The sequence below is a fragment of the Streptomyces sp. NPDC051578 genome, from assembly GCF_044454045.1.
Classification (GTDB): Bacteria; Actinomycetota; Actinomycetes; order Streptomycetales; family Streptomycetaceae; genus Streptomyces.
The window spans coordinates 1466795-1485912 of sequence record NZ_JBITDH010000001.1 but is presented as its reverse complement, the minus strand read 5'-3'; the positions used below and the strand labels follow the sequence as shown (position 1 = coordinate 1485912).

General features: G+C 71.1%; 17 protein-coding genes. All 17 read left to right on the top strand.

The window, feature by feature from the left end; genetic code table 11:
- Positions 1-12: 12 nt before the first annotated feature.
- The 17 genes from nrtL to atpE all read left to right on the top strand — a co-directional run bounded on the left by nrtL (position 13) and on the right by atpE (position 19093).
- Positions 13-954: an ArgS-related anticodon-binding protein NrtL gene (gene nrtL / locus ACIA6C_RS06570; protein ID WP_399273330.1), complete on the top strand. Its 942-nt coding sequence runs from the start codon at positions 13-15 to the stop codon at positions 952-954.
- A gap of 19 nt (positions 955-973) precedes the next feature.
- Entirely contained in the window at positions 974-2365 is a 1392-nt protein-coding gene (gene lysA / locus ACIA6C_RS06565; RefSeq protein ID WP_399273328.1) for a diaminopimelate decarboxylase, read from the top strand.
- 171 nt (positions 2366-2536) lie between these two features.
- A complete protein-coding gene (locus ACIA6C_RS06560; RefSeq protein ID WP_361128596.1) occupies positions 2537-3841 on the top strand; it encodes a homoserine dehydrogenase in 1305 nt (434 codons plus the stop codon).
- Between the two features lie 6 nt (positions 3842-3847).
- A complete protein-coding gene (gene thrC, locus ACIA6C_RS06555; protein WP_361128593.1) occupies positions 3848-4918 on the top strand; it encodes a threonine synthase in 1071 nt (356 codons plus the stop codon).
- A 306-nt stretch (positions 4919-5224) separates the two neighbouring features.
- Positions 5225-6151 (top strand): homoserine kinase, encoded by a 927-nt coding sequence (gene thrB / locus ACIA6C_RS06550; RefSeq protein WP_399273325.1) that lies wholly within the window; start codon positions 5225-5227, stop codon positions 6149-6151.
- A 441-nt stretch (positions 6152-6592) separates the two neighbouring features.
- Entirely contained in the window at positions 6593-8728 is a 2136-nt protein-coding gene (rho, locus tag ACIA6C_RS06545) for a transcription termination factor Rho (protein ID WP_399273323.1), read from the top strand.
- 329 nt (positions 8729-9057) lie between these two features.
- Positions 9058-10164, top strand: a complete 1107-nt coding sequence (locus tag ACIA6C_RS06540; RefSeq protein WP_361128586.1) for an LCP family protein — start codon at positions 9058-9060, stop codon at positions 10162-10164.
- Positions 10165-10366: 202 nt separating this feature from the next.
- Positions 10367-10585: a 50S ribosomal protein L31 gene (gene rpmE, locus ACIA6C_RS06535; RefSeq protein ID WP_030153765.1), complete on the top strand. Its 219-nt coding sequence runs from the start codon at positions 10367-10369 to the stop codon at positions 10583-10585.
- Positions 10586-10694: 109 nt separating this feature from the next.
- Positions 10695-11774 carry a peptide chain release factor 1 gene (prfA, locus tag ACIA6C_RS06530; RefSeq protein ID WP_361128583.1) on the top strand — a complete coding sequence of 360 codons (1080 nt, stop codon included), beginning with the start codon at positions 10695-10697 and terminating at the stop codon, positions 11772-11774.
- 77 nt (positions 11775-11851) lie between these two features.
- Entirely contained in the window at positions 11852-12697 is an 846-nt protein-coding gene (gene prmC / locus ACIA6C_RS06525) for a peptide chain release factor N(5)-glutamine methyltransferase (protein ID WP_329198322.1), read from the top strand.
- A 58-nt stretch (positions 12698-12755) separates the two neighbouring features.
- On the top strand, positions 12756-13403 hold the full coding sequence (locus tag ACIA6C_RS06520; RefSeq protein ID WP_361128579.1) for an L-threonylcarbamoyladenylate synthase: 648 nt from the start codon (positions 12756-12758) through the stop codon (positions 13401-13403).
- Positions 13400-14056 carry a protein-tyrosine-phosphatase gene (locus ACIA6C_RS06515; RefSeq protein ID WP_329198326.1) on the top strand — a complete coding sequence of 219 codons (657 nt, stop codon included), beginning with the start codon at positions 13400-13402 and terminating at the stop codon, positions 14054-14056. Before ACIA6C_RS06520 ends, ACIA6C_RS06515 begins: the two co-directional genes overlap by 4 nt.
- A 282-nt stretch (positions 14057-14338) precedes the next feature.
- Complete coding sequence (gene glyA, locus ACIA6C_RS06510) at positions 14339-15568, top strand: serine hydroxymethyltransferase (protein WP_399273320.1); 1230 nt, start codon at positions 14339-14341, stop codon at positions 15566-15568.
- Between the two features lie 104 nt (positions 15569-15672).
- On the top strand, positions 15673-17007 hold the full coding sequence (locus ACIA6C_RS06505) for an MraY family glycosyltransferase (RefSeq protein WP_399274502.1): 1335 nt from the start codon (positions 15673-15675) through the stop codon (positions 17005-17007).
- A gap of 285 nt (positions 17008-17292) precedes the next feature.
- Positions 17293-17730, top strand: coding sequence for a hypothetical protein (locus ACIA6C_RS06500; protein ID WP_361128573.1), 438 nt, complete (start codon positions 17293-17295; stop codon positions 17728-17730).
- 210 nt (positions 17731-17940) lie between these two features.
- On the top strand, positions 17941-18780 hold the full coding sequence (gene atpB / locus ACIA6C_RS06495; protein WP_399274500.1) for a F0F1 ATP synthase subunit A: 840 nt from the start codon (positions 17941-17943) through the stop codon (positions 18778-18780).
- A gap of 79 nt (positions 18781-18859) precedes the next feature.
- A complete protein-coding gene (gene atpE, locus ACIA6C_RS06490; protein WP_355965164.1) occupies positions 18860-19093 on the top strand; it encodes an ATP synthase F0 subunit C in 234 nt (77 codons plus the stop codon).
- The last annotated feature ends 25 nt before the right edge of the window (positions 19094-19118 follow it).

The window sequence follows — 19118 nt, the reverse complement described above, 5'->3', positions numbered from 1 at the left end:
AGGCTGGGTCCCGTGACCCCCGCCGACCTCTCCCGTACCGTCGCGCACGCCGTGCGCGACGCCGTCGAGGACGGGGAGCTGCCCGAGGGGGCGGAGCTGCCGCAGCGGGTGGTCGTCGACCGGACGCGGCCCGGCGGCGTGGGGGAGTACGCCACCGCCGTCGCCTTCCCCCTCGCCAAGAGCGCCGGACGGGCCCCCGCAGAGGTCGCGCGCCTGCTCGCCCGCCGGCTGAAGCGGGCGCCCGGGATCGAGAAGGTCGAGGTCACGGGCGCAGGGTTCCTGAACTTCGTCATGGGGCGCCCGTCCGCCCGAGCCCTCGTACGGGAGGTGCGGGAGCGCGGCGCCCGCTACGGGTTCCCCCCGCAGGGCGAGGCGACGACCCGCGACGCCGTCGTGCGCGACGCCGTCCTGCGCCTCGGCGGGCAGCCGGACGGCACCGGACGGGGCGCGCTGCGCGTGGCGCCGGTGCCCAAGAGGGAAGGGGACGTCTTCGCCGCCTACGGCGCCGACGCCGCCCGCTGGGCCATGCTCGCCGTCGCCCCGCACGAGACCCCCTCGTTCTCCGCTCGGCTCCTCGTCCAGGACGAGTCCGGCGAGTTCTTCCGCGTGCGGTACGCGTACGCCCGCAGCCGGGCCCTGTCGCGCAACGCGGCCGTGCTCGGATTCCACGCCGAGCCGGGCGACGTCGACGGCGCGGACGCGCTGCTGCGCGCCCTCGCCGACCACCCCCTCGCCCTCGAAGCCGCCGCCCACCACCGCGCGCCCGAGCGGCTCGCGCGTCAGCTCGTCCGGCTGGCCGACGCACTGCTCGACTTCCAGTACGACGTGCTCCCCAAGGGAGACGAGAAACCCTCGGCCGCCCACCGCGCCCGGCTGGCACTCGCCGAAGCCGCCGGGACGGTGCTGGCCGGCGGCCTGTCCCTGCTCGGCATAGCAGCCCCCGAACGCCTGTGACCTGCGAAGAGAGATTCCGATGAGCCGTTCCGCGCACCCCGCCGGGCCCCGCCACGCCGACGTCCTGCCTGAGGGCCACTACGCGCCGCCGCCCGCCGACCTCAACGTCCTGGACGAGAAGGTCTGGTCGCGCACCGTCACCCGTGACGCCGACGGCGTGGTGAGCGTGGGCGGGGTCGCGGTCACCAAGCTGGCCGAGGAGTTCGGGACGCCCGCGTACTTCATGGACGAAGAGGACTTCCGGGCCCGCTGCCGCGCCTGGGCGCACGCCTTCGGGGCCGACGCCGACGTGTTCTACGCGGGGAAGGCGTTCCTCTCCAAGGCGGTCGTGAAGTGGCTCAAGGAGGAGGGGCTCAACCTCGACGTCTGCTCCGGCGGGGAGCTGGCCACCGCCCTCGCCGCGGGGATGCCCGCCGAGCGGATCGCCTTCCACGGCAACAACAAGTCGGAGGGCGAGATCCGGCGGGCCGTCACGGCCGGCGTCGGGCGCATCGTGCTCGACTCCTTCCCGGAGATCGCCCGCGTCGCCCACATCGCCCGGGAGCTGGGCGTGCGCCAGCCCGTCCAGATCCGCGTGACCGTCGGCGTGGAAGCGCACACGCACGAGTTCATCGCCACCGCGCACGAGGACCAGAAGTTCGGCATCGCGGTCGCCGACGGCTCCGCCGCCGAGGCCGTGCGCCGCGTTCTCGGGCACGACAGCCTCGACCTGCTCGGCGTCCACTCCCACATCGGCTCGCAGATCTTCGACATGGCCGGCTTCGAGGTGTCCGCGAAGCGGGTCGTGCGGCTGCTCGCCGCCGTCCGCGACGAGCACGGCGTGGAGCTGCCCGAGATCGACCTCGGCGGCGGACTCGGCATCGCCTACACCTCCGCCGACGACCCCCGCGAGCCGCACGAGATCGCCAAGGCCCTGCACGAGATCGTGGCGCGGGAGTGCGAGGCGGCGGGTCTGCGCGCCCCGCGGATCTCCGTCGAGCCGGGCCGGGCGATCGTCGGCCCGACCGCCTTCACCCTCTACGAGGTCGGCACCATCAAGGCGCTCGAAGGGCTGCGGACGTACGTCAGCGTCGACGGCGGCATGTCGGACAACATCCGCACCGCCCTCTACGACGCCGAGTACGCGGTCACGCTCGTCTCCCGCGTCTCCGACGCCGAACCGATGCTGGTCCGCGTCGTCGGCAAGCACTGCGAGAGCGGCGACATCGTGGTCAAGGACGCCTTCCTCCCGGCGGACCTCGCCCCGGGCGACCTGATCGCGGTCCCGGCGACCGGCGCGTACTGCCGCTCCATGGCGAGCAACTACAACCACGCGCTCCGGCCGCCCGTCGTCGCCGTGCGCGACGGACGGGCGAGGGAGATCGTCCGGCGCGAGACGGAGGAAGATCTCCTGCGTCTGGACCTCGGATGAGGCCCCTATTTCTGGGGGAGGCCCCCGAGCCCCCAAAATGGACGTCTCACCCAATGGACCGAGGATGGAAACTACTGTCCATTGCATGAGACTGGTCAGCGTGGGACTGGTCGGGCCTGGCGCGCAAACCGCGTGCCGGGTGGCGTAGGAAGATCGAAAGGCGTAGGTCGAATGATGCGTACGCGTCCGCTGAAGGTGGCGCTGCTGGGCTGTGGTGTGGTCGGCTCAGAGGTGGCGCGCATCATGACGACGCACGCCGACGACCTGACGGCCAGGATCGGCGCGCCCGTCGAACTGGCCGGCGTCGCCGTGCGCCGCCCCTCCAAGGTCCGCGAGGGCATCGACCCCGCCCTGATCACCACCGATGCGACCGCCCTCCTCAAACGCGGCGACATCGACGTCGCGATCGAGGTCATCGGCGGCATCGAGCCCGCCCGCGGCCTGATCACCACCGCTTTCCGGCACGGCATCTCGGTCGTCTCCGCGAACAAGGCGCTGCTCGCCCAGGACGGCGCCGCGCTGCACGCCGCGGCCGACGAGGCCGGCCTCGACCTGTACTACGAGGCCGCCGTCGCCGGCGCGATCCCGCTGGTCCGCCCGATGCGCGAGTCCCTCGCGGGTGACAAGATCAACCGGGTCATGGGCATCGTCAACGGCACGACCAACTTCATCCTCGACAAGATGGACTCGACGGGCGCCGGGTACCAGGAGGCGCTCGACGAGGCCACCGCCCTCGGGTACGCCGAAGCGGACCCCACCGCCGATGTCGAGGGCTACGACGCCGCCGCCAAGGCGGCGATCCTGGCCGGCATCGCCTTCCACACCCGGGTCCGGCTCGACGACGTCTACCGCGAGGGCATGACCGAGGTCAGCTCCGCCGACTTCGCCTCCGCCAAGCGCATGGGCTGCACCATCAAGCTCCTCGCCATCCTGGAGCGCGCCGCCGACGGCCAGTCGGTGACGGCCCGCGTGCACCCGGCGATGATCCCGCTCAGCCACCCGCTGGCCTCGGTCCGCGAGGCGTACAACGCCGTCTTCGTCGAGGCGGAGGCCGCCGGACGGCTGATGTTCTACGGCCCGGGCGCGGGCGGCTCGCCGACCGCCTCCGCGGTCCTCGGCGACCTCGTCGCCGTCTGCCGCAACAAGCTCGCCGAGGCAACGGGGCCCGGCGAGTCGGCGTACACCCAGCTGCCGGTCAGCCCCATGGGGGACGTCGTCACGCGCTACCACATCAGCCTCGATGTGGCCGACAAGCCGGGCGTCCTCGCCCAGGTCGCGACGACCTTCGCGGAGCACGGAGTGTCGATCGACACGGTCCGCCAGCAGGGGCATCCAGAAAGCGTCGGCGAAGGGGCCTCCCTCGTCGTCGTCACCCACCGCGCGCCCGACGCCGCCCTCTCCGGGACCGTCGAGGCGCTGCGGAAGCTGGACACCGTGCGCGGTGTCGCCAGCATCATGCGTGTTGAAGGGGAGTAAGGACCCATGAGCAGCAATCGCACCCACCAGTGGCGCGGCATCATCGAGGAGTACCGGGACCGCCTGCCGGTGACGGACGCGACGCCCGTGGTCACGCTCCGCGAGGGCGGCACTCCCCTCGTACCGGCCCAGGTGCTCTCGGAGCGCACCGGCTGTGAGGTGCACCTCAAGGTCGAGGGCGCGAACCCCACGGGGTCCTTCAAGGACCGCGGCATGACGATGGCGATCACCCGGGCCAAGGAGGAGGGCGCCAAGGCGGTCATCTGCGCCTCCACGGGCAACACCTCGGCCTCCGCCGCCGCGTACGCGGTGCGTGCCGGGATGGTCTCGGCGGTCCTCGTGCCCCGCGGCAAGATCGCGCTCGGCAAGATGGGCCAGGCCCTGGTGCACGGCGCCAAGATCCTCCAGGTGGACGGCAACTTCGACGACTGCCTGAACCTGGCCCGCGCGCTCTCGGACAACTACCCGGTCGCGCTGGTCAATTCCGTCAACCCGGTCCGTATCGAGGGTCAGAAGACGGCCGCGTTCGAGATCGTCGACGCGCTGGGCGACGCCCCCGACATCCACGTGCTGCCGGTCGGCAACGCGGGCAACATCACCGCGTACTGGAAGGGCTTCAAGGAGTACAAGGCCGACGGCCTGGCCTCCCGTACGCCCCGCGTGTGGGGTTTCCAGGCCTCCGGGTCCGCGCCCATCGTGCGCGGCGAGGTCGTCAAGGAGCCGCACACCATCGCGACGGCGATCCGCATCGGCAACCCGGCCTCCTGGGAGTACGCCCTCGCGGCCCGCGAGGAGTCCGGTGGCTTCATCGATGAGGTGACGGACCGCCAGATCCTGGCCGCGTACCGGCTGTTGGCCGCGCAGGAGGGCGTCTTCGTGGAGCCCGCCTCCGCCGCGTCGGTGGCCGGTCTGCTCAAGGCCGCCGAGGCCGGACTGGTCGACCCCGGCCAGAAGATCGTGTGCACCGTCACCGGAAACGGCCTCAAGGACCCCGACTGGGCGGTCGCCGGGGCCCCGCAGCCGGTCACCGTCCCCGTGGACGCCGAGGCCGCGGCCGTCCGGCTCGGCCTGGTCTGACCCGGAGCCCGCCCCGCGCGGGCTCCACGCCGCGTCGCCGGACTCCGGGAGCCCCCGGGATCCGGCGGCCCGGCCCGTACGGCAACCGGAGCCGGCGGAAGACCGCGACACGCATCGTGCGCCTCCTGTGCGCCCTATGTCGCGGGAGAACCTTCCTTCGATAGGCTGTCCTTACATCCGCCACCGCGCATATGACCGCGGTGCTGCCCCAAGGGCCTTCGGGTGTCGTACGTTCTCCAGTACATTCGCAGCGAAGATCCCGCTCAGCACCAGATCTCGCACAGTCACAAGGAGTGTCATCGACCGATGGCAGGTCCAGCGTTCCGCGCCGCCGCCGTACGAGTGCGCGTCCCCGCCAGCAGTGCCAACCTCGGCCCCGGCTTCGACGCCCTCGGCCTGGCCCTGGGGCTCTACGACGACGTGGTCGTCCGTGTCGCCGACTCCGGCCTGAACATCGACATCGCAGGTGAGGGCGCCGACAACCTCCCGCGCGACGAGAGCCACCTCCTCGTACGCTCCATGCGCACCGCGTTCGACCTCCTGGGCGGCCAGCCGCGCGGCCTGGAGGTCGTGTGCGCCAACCGCATCCCGCACGGCCGCGGGCTCGGTTCGTCCTCCGCGGCGATCTGCGCCGGCATCGTCGCCGCCCGCGCCGTGACCATAGGCGCGGAGGCCCGGCTCGACGACGCGGCGCTGCTGGAGCTCGCCACCGAGATCGAGGGCCACCCCGACAACGTGGCCGCCTGCCTGCTCGGCGGCTTCACCCTCGCCTGGATGGACGGCGGCAGCGCCAAGGCGATCCGGATGGACCCCGTCGATTCCATCGTTCCGGTGGTCTTCGTACCTTCCAAGCCGGTCCTCACGGAGACGGCGCGCGGCCTGCTGCCGCGCACCGTCCCGCATGTGGACGCGGCCGTCAACGCGGGTCGCGCGGCCCTGCTCGTCGAAGCCCTGACCAGGCGTCCCGAGTTGCTGCTGCCCGCCACCGAGGACCGGCTCCACCAGGAGTACAGGTCCCCGGCGATGCCCGAGAGCGTGGCTCTCGTGGCCCGGCTGCGGGCGGACGGTATCCCCGCGGTCATCTCCGGCGCGGGCCCCACGGTCCTCGCGCTGGTCGACAACGGTGCGGCCGACAAGGTCGCGCAGCTCGCGGGCGAGGGGTGGGCGGCCAACCGGCTGGCCCTCGACGTCCCGGGCGCGAGCGTTCTTCCGCTGGGCACCCAGGGCGGCTAGGGCCCACGGGCCCGGCCGGCCAGGGGGCCGGTGCGGCGGCTGGGCAGGCCGACCGCGCGGAAGGGCGTGATTGCCGGTGATTGAGAGGGGGAATGTCTGTTGGATCCGGTAGTGTTAATCTCAAGTGCGCATCCGAAGCCGCCATGGCTCGGTGCTCAGTGTCCCCATTCGGGACCACATTTCTTCCGGGAGCCTCCCCGACTGCTCTGATCGCTTCCAGCAGTTTCGAGCACGCTCCGGAATCGGCGTGACATTCCCACGCTTCCAGCTCGGGGGCTTCTCGCCGGAACAAGCACGCACGTTTTCTCTCCGCCGTATCTCTACCGGCGGACCACCGCCCCGGCTGCGGTCCATGACCCCACAGGTAATGGACTGTCGTCGGACAGCACAACCGGTCGCCGAGCCAGACAGGCCGACGTCCGCTCCAGGGAAGGACCCTTCGTGAGCGACACCACCGATCTGATGGGCGCTGCCGACACCAACGTCGACACCAGTGCCCCCGCCGCGGGCGCCGCGGCTGCCACTGCCGGCCGGCGGCGCCGCTCCGGCACCGGCCTTGACGGCATGGTCCTGGCCGAGCTCCAGCAGGTCGCGTCGGGCCTCGGCATCAGGGGCACCGCGCGGATGCGCAAGAGCCAGCTGATCGAGGTCATCAAGGAGGCGCAGGCGGGCGCAGGCGCCCCCAAGGCCGCCGCCTCCGCCGCGGACACCGCCGAGGCCAAGCCGAAGCGCCGCGCCACCAGCAAGGCCCGCACGGGTGAGGCCGCCGCCGAGGCGCCCGCCGAGAAGCCTGCCACGCAGGCCCAGATCGAGATCCCCGGCCAGCCCTCCCCCAAGCTCTCCGAGCAGGGAGGGGCCCCCACCGAGGACGCCCCGGCCGGCGAGCGCCGCCGCCGTCGGGCCACCGCCCCCTCCGGCAGCCCGGAGTCCACGGCGCCCGTCGCCGTACAGGTCGAGCAGAAGACCGAGACCGCCGCCCCCGCGGCGCAGGCCGACGTCAAGGTGGAGGCCGCGACCGCAGTCTCCGCGCAGGGCCAGGGCCAGACGCAGCTCCAGGAGGCCGGCGAGGGCCGCGGCCGCCGCGACCGCCGCGACCGTGACCGGGGTGAGCGGGGCGAGCGCCAGCGCGACCGTCGCGACCGCGGTGCCAAGACCGACGACCAGGCCGGTCAGGGCGGCCAGGCCCAGCAGGGTCAGGGCCAGGCACAGGGCGGCCAGGGCGGTGGCCGTCAGGACCGTCAGGACCGCGGCGACCGTCAGCAGCAGGGCGGCCGCGGCCAGGGCCAGCAGGGCCGTCAGGACCGTCAGGACAACGGCCCCCAGGACGACTTCGACTCCGAGGACGGCCGTCGCGGCCGTCGCGGACGCTACCGCGACCGCCGTGGCCGCCGTGGCCGCGACGAGTTCGCGCCGAGCGAGCCGCAGGTCGCCGACGACGACGTCCTGATCCCCGTCGCGGGCATCCTCGACATCCTCGACAACTACGCGTTCATCCGGACCTCCGGCTACCTGCCCGGCCCGAACGACGTGTACGTCTCCCTCGCCCAGGTCCGCAAGGCGGGGCTGCGCAAGGGCGACCACACCACCGGTGCCGTGCGCCAGCCCAAGGACGGCGAGCGCCGCGAGAAGTTCAATGCCCTCGTGCGCCTGGACTCGGTGAACGGCATGGCGCCCGAATCGGGCCGCGGCCGCCCGGAGTTCCAGAAGCTGACCCCGCTCTACCCGCAGGACCGGCTCCGCCTGGAGACCGACCCGGGCGTGCTGACCACCCGCATCATCGACCTCGTGTCGCCGATCGGAAAGGGTCAGCGCGGCCTGATCGTGGCCCCGCCGAAGACCGGCAAGACCATGATCATGCAGGCGATCGCCAACGCGATCACCACCAACAACCCCGAGTGCCACCTGATGGTCGTCCTGGTCGACGAGCGTCCGGAAGAGGTCACCGACATGCAGCGGTCGGTCAAGGGCGAGGTCATCTCCTCGACCTTCGACCGCCCGGCCGAGGACCACACCACCGTCGCCGAGCTGGCCATCGAGCGCGCCAAGCGCCTCGTCGAGCTGGGCCACGACGTGGTCGTCCTGCTGGACTCCATCACCCGTCTGGGCCGCGCGTACAACCTCGCGGCGCCCGCCTCCGGCCGCATCCTGTCCGGTGGTGTCGACTCGACCGCGCTGTACCCGCCGAAGCGCTTCTTCGGTGCCGCGCGCAACATCGAGGACGGCGGCTCGCTGACCATCCTGGCCACCGCGCTGGTCGACACCGGCTCGCGCATGGACGAGGTGATCTTCGAGGAGTTCAAGGGCACCGGCAACATGGAGCTCAAGCTCGACCGCAAGCTCGCCGACAAGCGCATCTTCCCGGCCGTCGACGTCGACCCGTCGGGTACGCGCAAGGAGGAGATCCTCCTCAACGCGGAGGAGCTCGCCATCGTCTGGAAGCTGCGCCGGGTGCTGCACGCGCTCGACTCGCAGCAGGCGATCGAACTGCTCCTCGACAAGATGAAGCAGACGAAGTCGAACGCCGAGTTCCTGATGCAGATCGCCAAGACGACCCCGGCGGGCAAGAACGACGACTGACCGTCGCCGTAGCCGGACCGTCCCAGGGGACCGCCCCCGTCGCAGCCGCGACGGGGGCGGTCCCTTTTCCGGCGGGCCTGCGACCTTCGCCACAGCCGCGACCCGTCGGCGGGGACGCACCCCGTCGCTTTCGTCCCGGTTCCGGCACGCGTGGGTAGGGGCCTCGTCACAGCGTGTCCGCCCTCGTGCAGGCGGTCCGGGGGGCGCCGTACGACGCCCGCCCGGGGCCGTGGAACCCTGGAAGACGTTCCTCCGTCTGTGTCAGAGAACAGCGGAGGCCGCAGACAGGCCGAACGGGTCGCGGGAGCGGGCCGGGGACCGAGGAGAGCATGAGCGAGGACACGAGGGCCGGCCGCCGGGCCGCGGGCGCCCGGCGCCGACGGAAGGCGCCCAAGCGCCGCAAGGGCCTCAGAGTCGTCGCGTGGACGGCCGCCGGCGTGGTGGTGCTGGGCGGCGCGGGCGTGGGCTACTTCTACTTCAAGTTCAACGGCAACCTGAAGACGGTCGACATCGACGCGGCGCTCGGCAAGGACCGCCCGCAGAACGTGGACAACGGCTCGATGGACATCCTCGTCCTCGGCTCGGACTCCCGCGGCGGGGCGAACAGCGAGTACGGCCGGGACGACGGCGGGTCCGCCCGCTCCGACACGGCGATGATCGTCCACCTCTACGAGGGCCACCACAAGGCCAGCGTCGTATCCATACCGCGCGACACCATGGTCAACCGGCCCGCCTGCCAGACGGCGAACGGGAAGACGGACCGCGGCAGCTCCCGCTCCCAGTTCAACGAGTCGTTCACCATCGGCGGGGCCGCCTGCGCGGTCAAGACCGTCGAGAAGATGTCGGGGATCCGCATGGACCACTACATCGAGGTCGACTTCACGGGCTTCAAGAAGATCATCGACAACCTCGGCGGCGTCCAGGTCACCACCACGAAGCCGATCAAGGACGGTTCCAGCCACCTCGACCTGCCCGCGGGCCCCAACAAGCTCAACGGCGAGCAGGCCCTCGGTCTCGTCCGCACCCGCAAGAGCGTCGGCGACGGCAGCGACCTCGGCCGAATACAGCTCCAGCAGGCCTTCATGAAGGCGCTGATCAAGCAGGTCAAGGGCATCGGCGTCTTCGACAACCCCAAGCGGCTGCTCGACCTCGCCGACACCGGCACCAAGGCGCTCACCACGGACAAGCAGCTCGGCGACGTGAAGTCGCTGCTGGGCTTCGCCGAGAGCCTGCGCGGGATCGACGCCCAGAACCTCCAGATGATCACCATGCCGGTGACCGCGGACGCCCGCGACCCCGACCGCGTCGCCCCGCTCGCCAAGGAGACCAAGATGGTCTGGGACGCCCTCCTCGCGGACCAGCCGATCCCCGCCGAGGCGACCGCCGATTCCATGGGCGACAAGGGCACCGCCGGAGGCATCGTCCAGCAGCCGTGACCGGGCGGCCAGGACCGGGAACGCCAGGTCGGCGGGGTTTCCCGGCGGGGTGGAATAGATGCCCGCCCCTCCCCGTTGAGGAGGGTGTCCTCAGAATTTTGACAGGCGGCCCGGTCCTGGCAGACTGGTCTGTCGGCCCCGGTTCACGCAGCGCGCAATTCGGCCCCTGCGACCCGGCGCCCTCCCGAATCTAGGAGACACCTTGAAGCGCGATGTTCACCCCGAGTACGTCGAGACCCAGGTCAGCTGCACCTGTGGCGCGTCGTTCACCACCCGTAGCACCCTGACCGAGGGCACCATCCGTGCCGAGGTCTGCTCCGAGTGCCACCCGTTCTACACGGGCAAGCAGAAGATCCTCGACACCGGTGGCCGTGTGGCCCGCTTCGAGGCCCGCTTCGGCAAGGCTGCCGGCTCGAAGTAGCGAGCCTCCGGCGCCGGACCCCGGCTGCACCGCGTCACGCGCGGGCAGCCGGGCCGGCGCCTTTCTCGTCCCGCAGCCCTTATCTTCACTTTCACCACAGGAGCCCCCGATGTTCGAGGCGGTCGAGGAACTGGTCGGCGAGCACGCCGACCTTGAGAAGAAGCTCGCCGACCCTTCGGTCCACTCGGATCAGGCCAACGCGCGCAAGCTCAACAAGCGCTACGCGGAGCTGACCCCGATCGTGGCGACCTTCCGCGCCTGGAAGCAGACCGCCGAGGACATCGAGACGGCCAAGGAGCTCGCGGCCGACGACCCCGACTTCGCCGCCGAGGTCAAGGAGCTGGCCGCCCAGCGCGAAGAGCTCACCGAGAAGCTCCGCCTGCTGCTCGTCCCGCGCGACCCCAGCGACGACAAGGACGTGCTCCTGGAGGTCAAGGCCGGAGCGGGCGGCGACGAGTCCGCCCTGTTCGCCGGCGACCTGCTGCGCATGTACCTGCGCTACGCCGAGCGCGTGGGCTGGAAGACCGAGATTATCGACGCCACCGAGTCCGAACTCGGCGGCTACAAGGACGTCCAGGTCTCCGTCCGCACCAAGGGCGGCAACGGCGCCACCGAGCCCGGCCAGGGCGTCTGGGCCCGCCTCAAGTACGAGGGCGGCGTGCACCGCGTCCAGCGGGTTCCGGCCACCGAGTCCCAGGGCCGCATCCACACCTCCGCCGCGGGCGTGCTCGTCACCCCCGAGGCCGAGGAGGTCGAGGTCGAGATCAACATGAACGACCTCCGCATCGACGTGTACCGCTCCTCCGGCCCCGGCGGCCAGTCCGTCAACACCACCGACTCGGCCGTGCGCATCACGCACATCCCGACCGGTGTGGTGGCCTCCTGCCAGAACGAGAAGAGCCAGCTCCAGAACAAGGAGCAGGCGATGCGTATCCTGCGGTCCAGGCTGCTCGCCGCGGCCCAGGAAGCCGCCGAGCAGGAGGCCTCCGACGTGCGCCGCAGCCAGGTGCGCTCCGTGGACCGCTCCGAGAAGATCCGCACGTACAACTACCCGGAAAACCGGATCTCGGACCACCGGACCGGCTTCAAGGCGTACAACTTGGACCAGGTGCTCGACGGGGACCTCGACGCGGTCATCCAGGCCTGCGTGGACACGGACTCCGCCGCCAAGCTCGCCGCCGCGCACTGAGCCGTCCGACCACGTGACCGTGACGTCTGCCTGACCCCCCGCTCCACCCCCGTACGACAGCAGCCCGGAGGACCAGCGTGAACTTGCTGCTTGCCGAGGTGGCCCAGGCCACCCAGCGGCTGGCCGCCGCCGGCGTGCCCTCACCGCGCTTCGACGCGGAGGAGCTCGCGGCCTTCGTGCACGGCGTCAAGCGGGGGGAACTGCACCACGTCAAGGACGCGGACTTCGACGCCCGCTACTGGGAGGCCGTCGCCCGCCGCGAGGCCCGCGAGCCGCTCCAGCACATCACCGGGCGCGCCTTCTTCCGTTACCTGGAGCTCCAGGTAGGACCCGGGGTCTTCGTACCCCGGCCCGAGACCGAGTCGGTCGTGGACTGGGCCATACACGCCGTCCGGGCGATGGACGTGGTCGAGCCGCTGATCGTAGACCTGTGCACGGGCTCCGGTGCCATCGCGCTGGCCATGGCGCAGGAGGTGCCGCGCTCGCGCGTCCACGCGGTCGAGCTGTCCGAGGAAGCCCTGCGGTGGACCCGTAAGAACGCCGAGGGCTCCCGGGTCACCGTCCACCAGGGCGACGCGCTCAGCGCGCTGCCCGAGCTGGACGGCCAGGTCGACCTCGTGATCTCCAACCCGCCGTACATCCCGCTCACCGAGTGGGAGTACGTCGCCCCCGAGGCCCGCGACCACGACCCCGAGATGGCGCTGTTCTCCGGCGAGGACGGCCTGGACACCATCCGGGGCATCGAGCGCACCGCCCACCGGCTGCTGCGGCCCGGCGGCATCGTCGTCATCGAGCACGCCGACACCCAGGGCGGCCAGGTCCCGTGGATCTTCGCCGAGGAACGGGGCTGGGCCGACGCCGCCGACCACCCCGACCTGAACAACCGCCCGCGCTTCGCGACCGCCCGCAAGGCCATGCCGTGATCCGCGCGACCCCGCTCCCGGACGACGTCACCACCCCGCTGCTTGAGGAGGCCCGCTGATGGCCCGGCGATACGACTGCAACGACGCTACGGACCGCAAGACGGGTCTGCGTGAAGCCGCGTCCGCCGTGCGCCGCGGCGAACTCGTCGTGCTGCCCACCGACACCCTGTACGGGATCGGCGCGGACGCCTTCAGCGCGGAGGCCGTCGGTGACCTGCTCGCCGCCAAGGGGCGCGGCCGCAACATGCCCACCCCCGTCCTCATCGGCTCCCCGAACACCCTGCACGGCCTGGTCACGGACTTCTCCGAGCAGGCGTGGGAGCTGGTCGACGCGTTCTGGCCGGGCGCGCTGACGATCGTCGCCAAGCACCAGCCGTCGCTGGCCTGGGACCTGGGCGAGACGCGCGGGACCGTCGCCGTGCGCATGCCGCTGCACCCCGTGGCGATCGAGCTGCTGACCGAGGTCGGCCCGATGGCCGTGTCTTCGGCGAACCTGACCGGGCACCCGGCGCCGGAGGACTGCGACGCGGCGCGCGCGATGTTGGGCGACGCGGTGTCGGTGTACCTGGACGGCGGCCCCACCCCGGGGATCCAGCCCTCCTCGATCGTCGACGTCACGGGGAAGGTTCCCGTCCTGCTGCGCGAGGGGGCGCTGACCGCCGAGCAGCTGCGGGAGGTCGTACCCGACCTCGAGGTGGCCCCGTGAGCCCTCAGGGGCGTGGCATAGCAACGGGGCGTCTTCCGGCGGAGGCTGGGGGAGACTGCTTCCGCATCCTCCACGTCAGCACCGGCAACGTGTGCCGCTCGCCCATCACCGAGCGGCTGACGCGGCACGCCCTGGCGCACCGGCTGGGCGGCCTGGTCAGCGGCGACCTCATCGTGGAGAGCGCCGGCACGTGGGGCCACGAGGGCGCCCCGATGGAGGCCAACGCGGCGGCCGTACTCGCCGACTTCGGGGCCGACGCGTCCGGCTTCACGGGGCGGGAGCTGCTGGACGAGCACGTCATCCGGGCCGACCTGGTGCTGACCGCCACCCGGGACCACCGTGCGCAGGTCATCTCCATGGGCCACTCGGCGGGGCTGCGGACGTTCACGTTGAAGGAGTTCACCCGGCTGGTCCGGGCGATAGACCCGGCCACGCTGCCGCCGCTGGACGACGGCATGGCGCAGCGCGCGCGGGCCCTGGTGCGGGCGGCCGCGGCGCTGCGCGGCTGGCTGCTGGCGCCGTCCGCCGACGCGGACGAGGTGTACGACCCGTACGGGGCGCCGATCACGTTCTTCCGGTCGATCGGCGACGAGATCAACCAGGCGCTGGACCCGGTGGTCACCGCCCTGACGGGCGTCACCGCCTCCCGCTGACGGCCCGACCCGCCGACGGCGCCCGAGCGGGCCCGACCACGCCCGATCCTGCCCGGCACAGCCCGGCCACGCCCGATACCGCCCGGCCACGCCCGCACAGTCCGACCTCGCCCGGCCGAGCCCGGCACAGCCCGGCCCCCTGTCCGCCGAGGCGGCGCGAGGCCCGGAAGGCGCCCCCCGGGCCGAGCAGCGCGAGCGGCCGCACCTGGAGAAGCGCGAGGGGCGCGATCGCGGGGGCGGGCCTACAGTGGCCCTATCCGGGACAGCACTGGGAGCCGCGCCATGAGCGTCATCACCCCGCCCACGGACCTGCTGCGGCAGCAGGATCCGAAGATGGCCGACGTGCTCGCGGGGGAGGCCCAGCGCCAGGCCGGTTCCCTGCAACTGATCGCCGCCGAGAACTTCTGCTCATCCGCCGTACTGGCCGCGCTTGGCTCGGCGCTCGCCAACAAGTACGCCGAGGGCTACCCCGGCGCCCGCCACCACGGCGGCTGCGAGTACGCCGACCTCGCCGAACGCATCGCCGTGGAACGGGCCATGGCGCTGTTCGGCGCCGAGCACGCCAACGTCCAGCCGCACTCCGGGTCCTCGGCCGTGCTCGCCGCCTACGCCGCGCTGCTGCGCCCGGGCGACACCGTCCTCGCGATGGGGCTGCCCTACGGCGGGCACCTGACCCACGGCTCTCCCGCCAACTTCTCCGGCCGCTGGTTCTCCTTCGTCGGCTACGGCGTCGACGCCGAGACCGGCCTGATCGACTACCAGCAGGTGCAGGAACTCGCCCGGACCCACCGCCCCAAGGCCATCGTCTGCGGCTCGATCTGCTACCCCCGCCACCCCGAGTACTCCGTCTTCCGGGAGATCGCCGACGAGGTCGGGGCGTACCTGATCGCCGACGCCGCGCACCCGATCGGACTCGTCGCGGGCGGCGCGGCCCCCAGCCCCGTCCCGTACGCGGACATCGTCTGCGCGACCACGCACAAGGTCCTGCGCGGCCCCCGCGGCGGCATGCTCCTGTGCACCGCCGAGCTGGCCGAGCGCGTCGACCGGGCGGTGTTCCCCTTCACCCAGGGCGGCGCCCAGATGCACACGATCGCCGCCAAGGCGGTGGCGTTCGGCGAGGCCGCCACCCCCGCGTTCACCACGTACGCCCACCGGGTCGTCGCCAACGCCCGGACCCTCGCGCAGGCGCTGGAGGCGGCGGGTCTCACCGTGGTGACGGGCGGCACCGACACGCACCTGATCTGCGCCGACCCCGCCCCGCTCGGCATCGACGGCCCCACCGCCCGCGGCCGACTCGCGGCCGCCGGGATGGTGCTGGACACCTGCGCCCTGCCGTACGGGGACCAGCGCGGGATCCGCTTCGGTACCGCGGCGGTGACCACCCAGGGCATGGGGGAGAGCGAGATGGTCCGCATCGCGGCGCTGTTTGCGGCGGCGCTTCGCGGGGAATCCGCGCAGACCCGTACGGAGGTCGGCGAGCTGGCCAGTGGATTTCCTCCTTATGGGGCCTAACGCGGACGAGCGGGGCGTACCGCAACCGGCATAGGGACCCCTCGCGTCCTCGATAGCGGTGACATCGCGGCTAATGTGTGGGGCTGAGATGGCCGGCGATACATCTGGGGCTGCCAGTGCGTGAATATCTGCTGACGCTTTGCGTCACGGTCGCGGTGACCTACCTGCTGACCGGGCCCGTGCGGAAGTTCGCGATCGCGGTCGGGGCCATGCCGGAGATCCGCGCCCGCGACGTGCACCGGGAGCCGACCCCGCGGCTCGGCGGGATCGCCATGTTCGGCGGCCTGTGCGCGGGGCTGCTGGTCGCCGACCACCTGCAGAACCTCAACGGTGTGTTCACGGGGTCGAACGAGCCCCGGGCGCTGCTGTCGGGCGCGGCGCTGATCTGGCTGATCGGCGTACTGGACGACAAGTTCGAGATCGACGCCCTGATCAAGCTCGGCGCCCAGATGATCGCCGCCGGTGTGATGGTCATCCAGGGTCTGACGATCCTGTGGATCCCGGTGCCGTTCATCGGCACGGTCTCGGTCACCCCCTGGCAGGGCAACCTGCTGACGGTGGCCCTCGTGGTGCTCACCATCAACGCGGTGAACTTCGTGGACGGCCTCGACGGCCTGGCGGCCGGCACGGTCTGCATCGCCGCCACCGCGTTCTTCCTGTACGCGTACCGCATCTGGTTCGGCTACGGGATCGAGTCGGCGGCGCCGGCGACGCTGTTCGCCGCCATCCTGATGGGCATGTGCCTGGGCTTCCTGCCGCACAACATGCACCCCGCCCGCATCTTCATGGGCGACTCGGGCTCGATGCTGATCGGCCTGGTCCTGGCCGCCGGCGCGATCTCCATCACCGGTCAGGTGGACCCGGACACGCTGAAGCTCTTCGCGGGCGGTGAGCGCAACGCGACGCACGCGATGCTGCCGGTCTTCATCCCGCTGGTGCTGCCGCTGACGATCATCGCGATCCCGATGGCGGACCTGTTCCTGGCGATCGTCCGGCGCACCTGGAACGGCCAGTCGCCGTTCGCGGCCGACCGCGGTCACCTGCACCACCGGCTGCTGGAACTCGGGCACTCCCACAGCCGCGCTGTACTGATCATGTACTTCTGGTCGGGCCTGATCGCCTTCGGGGCGGTGGCCTACTCGGTGCACTCGACCTCGATGTGGATCGTGCTCGGCATCGCCGGACTGAGCGCCCTGGGCCTCGTCCTGCTCCTGCTCCCGCGCTTCACCCCGCGCGCCCCGCGTTGGGCCGAGGCCCTGGTCCCGCCGCGCTACCGGCACGCGGACCGGGCGGCGGAAGCGGCACTGCTGGACGCCTCGGGCGCGGAGCCGGAACCGGCCAGGCCGATCGCCGCGGGCGTCTCCGGCGTCAACGGGGCGACTGCCATTGGCCCCCGTTCGCGCTTCCCCGACCGGCGTAAGGCCGGATCGTCCCGCTGACGCCCCGAGCGCATGTCCGACATCAACGCCCTTTACCAGACAAGGTGGTCCGCTGTCTTGCACACACGGGCGCGTTAGCCCTCATGTGTGACAGTCAGCACACTCCCCGGGTAAAGCTCTCATCAAATACTTTGTGATACCGTTCACTAAACCCGGCGACAGAGCCGAAGGACCGTAGTGCGACGGTCCAACGGCCCGAGGCGCTGCCTCGGACCGGGCTTACGCTCGTCCCCGTACGAGTCCCGTACGAGTCCGTGCCCCCACCACCACGCGGAGCAAACCGCCATGCGGTCAGATGACGTCCGATCCCTCCTGCAAACCGCCGTACCCACGGCTGTCGCCGGCGCTGTAGCCGCCGCGATCAGTGGTGCGGTCGTCGGTGGCAAGGGCGCGGTCGGAGCCGTCGTCGCGACGCTGGTCGTCATCGTGTTCATGGGTCTCGGATTCCTGGTTCTCCAGCGCACGGCGAAATCACTGCCGCACCTGTTCCAGGCGATGGGCCTCATGCTCTACGCGGCCCAAATCCTGTTGCTCTTCGTCTTTCTCGCCGTGTTCAAGCACACGACGCTGTTCCACCCCCGGGCGTTCGCGATCACGCTTGTGGCCACCACCCTCGTGTGGATCGGCGCACAGACGCGCGCTCACATGAAAGCCAAGATTCTGTACGTCGAACCCGAGTCCACGAAGGGCGACAAGCCCGGAAGTCCGGGGTCGAAGCCGTGAGGGGTAGGGCCGGGATAAGTGTGCGTTCGAGATGCTGCTATCGTCCGGTTCAAACTGCGGCACTGCGGGCGCGGGCATCTGAGCTGACGCCTGTTCCATCGCGAGGCTCGATGCCTGATCGCCGCCCCCACATCCGTTACACCAGTCCAGTGCCGAACCGCGGCTGCGCGCCGCGCCGACACAACGAGGTTGCCGTACCCATGCGCCACGCTGAAGGAGCCCGCGGTGAGTCCTGACCCGACGCAGGTGCTCGCTTTCGAGACCGACTGTCACATCTTCTCCGGATGTGGCTTCCCCGGCCCGGGCCTGCACTCGTTCCTCTTCGAGCCGCTGTGGGGCGAAGCCGGCCTTACCAACGCCTACTTCAACAAGCCGATGCTGCTGGCCCTCCTGGGTTCGCTGATCATCGTCGGCTTCTTCTGGGCCGCGTTCCGCAAGCCGAAGGTCGTCCCGGGCAAGCTGCAGATGGTCGCCGAGGCCGGATACGACTTCGTGCGCCGCGGCATCGTCTACGAGACGCTGGGCAAGAAGGAGGGCGAGAAGTACGTCCCCTTCATGGTCTCGCTGTTCTTCTTCGTCTGGATCCTGAACGTCTGGTCGATCGTTCCCGTGGCGCAGTTCCCGGTGACCTCGATCATCGCGTACCCGGCAGTCCTGGCGGCGATCGTCTACTTCATCTGGATGTCGGTGACGTTCAAGCGTCACGGCTTCGTCGGCGGTTTCAAGAACCTCACCGGCTACGACAAGTCGCTCGGTGCGGTGCTCCCGCTCGTCATGGTCATCGAGTTCTTCTCGAACGTCCTGGTGCGCCCCTTCACCCACGCGGTCCGACTGTTCGCGAACATGTTCGCCGGTCACACCCTGCTGCTGCTGTTCACCATCGCCAGCTGGTACCTGCTGAACGGGATCGGGATCGCCTACTCGGGCGTCTCGTTCATCATGGTCATCGTGATGACCGCCTTCGAGCTCTTCATCCAGGCTGTCCAGGCGTACGTCTTCGTCCTCCTGGCCTGCAGCTTCATCCAGGGCGCGCTCGCCGAGCACCACTGAGTCCGGCCCACCCCCCGAATCCCCCTTGTCGTCCGGTGGCCAACCCCCACCGGTTCGTGAAAGAGAAGGAAGAACTGGCATGTCCCAGATCCTTGCTGCCGCCGAAGGCGTCACCGGTTCCCTCAGCTCCATCGGTTACGGCCTCGCGGCCATCGGCCCGGGCGTCGGCGTCGGCATCATCTTCGGTAACGGCACGCAGGCTCTCGCCCGTCAGCCCGAGGCTGCCGGTCTGATCCGCGCCAACCAGATCCTCGGCTTCGCCTTCTGTGAGGCGCTCGCCCTCATCGGCCTGGTCATGCCGTTCGTCTACTAAGACGAGCCGATCACTAGTCCGATTA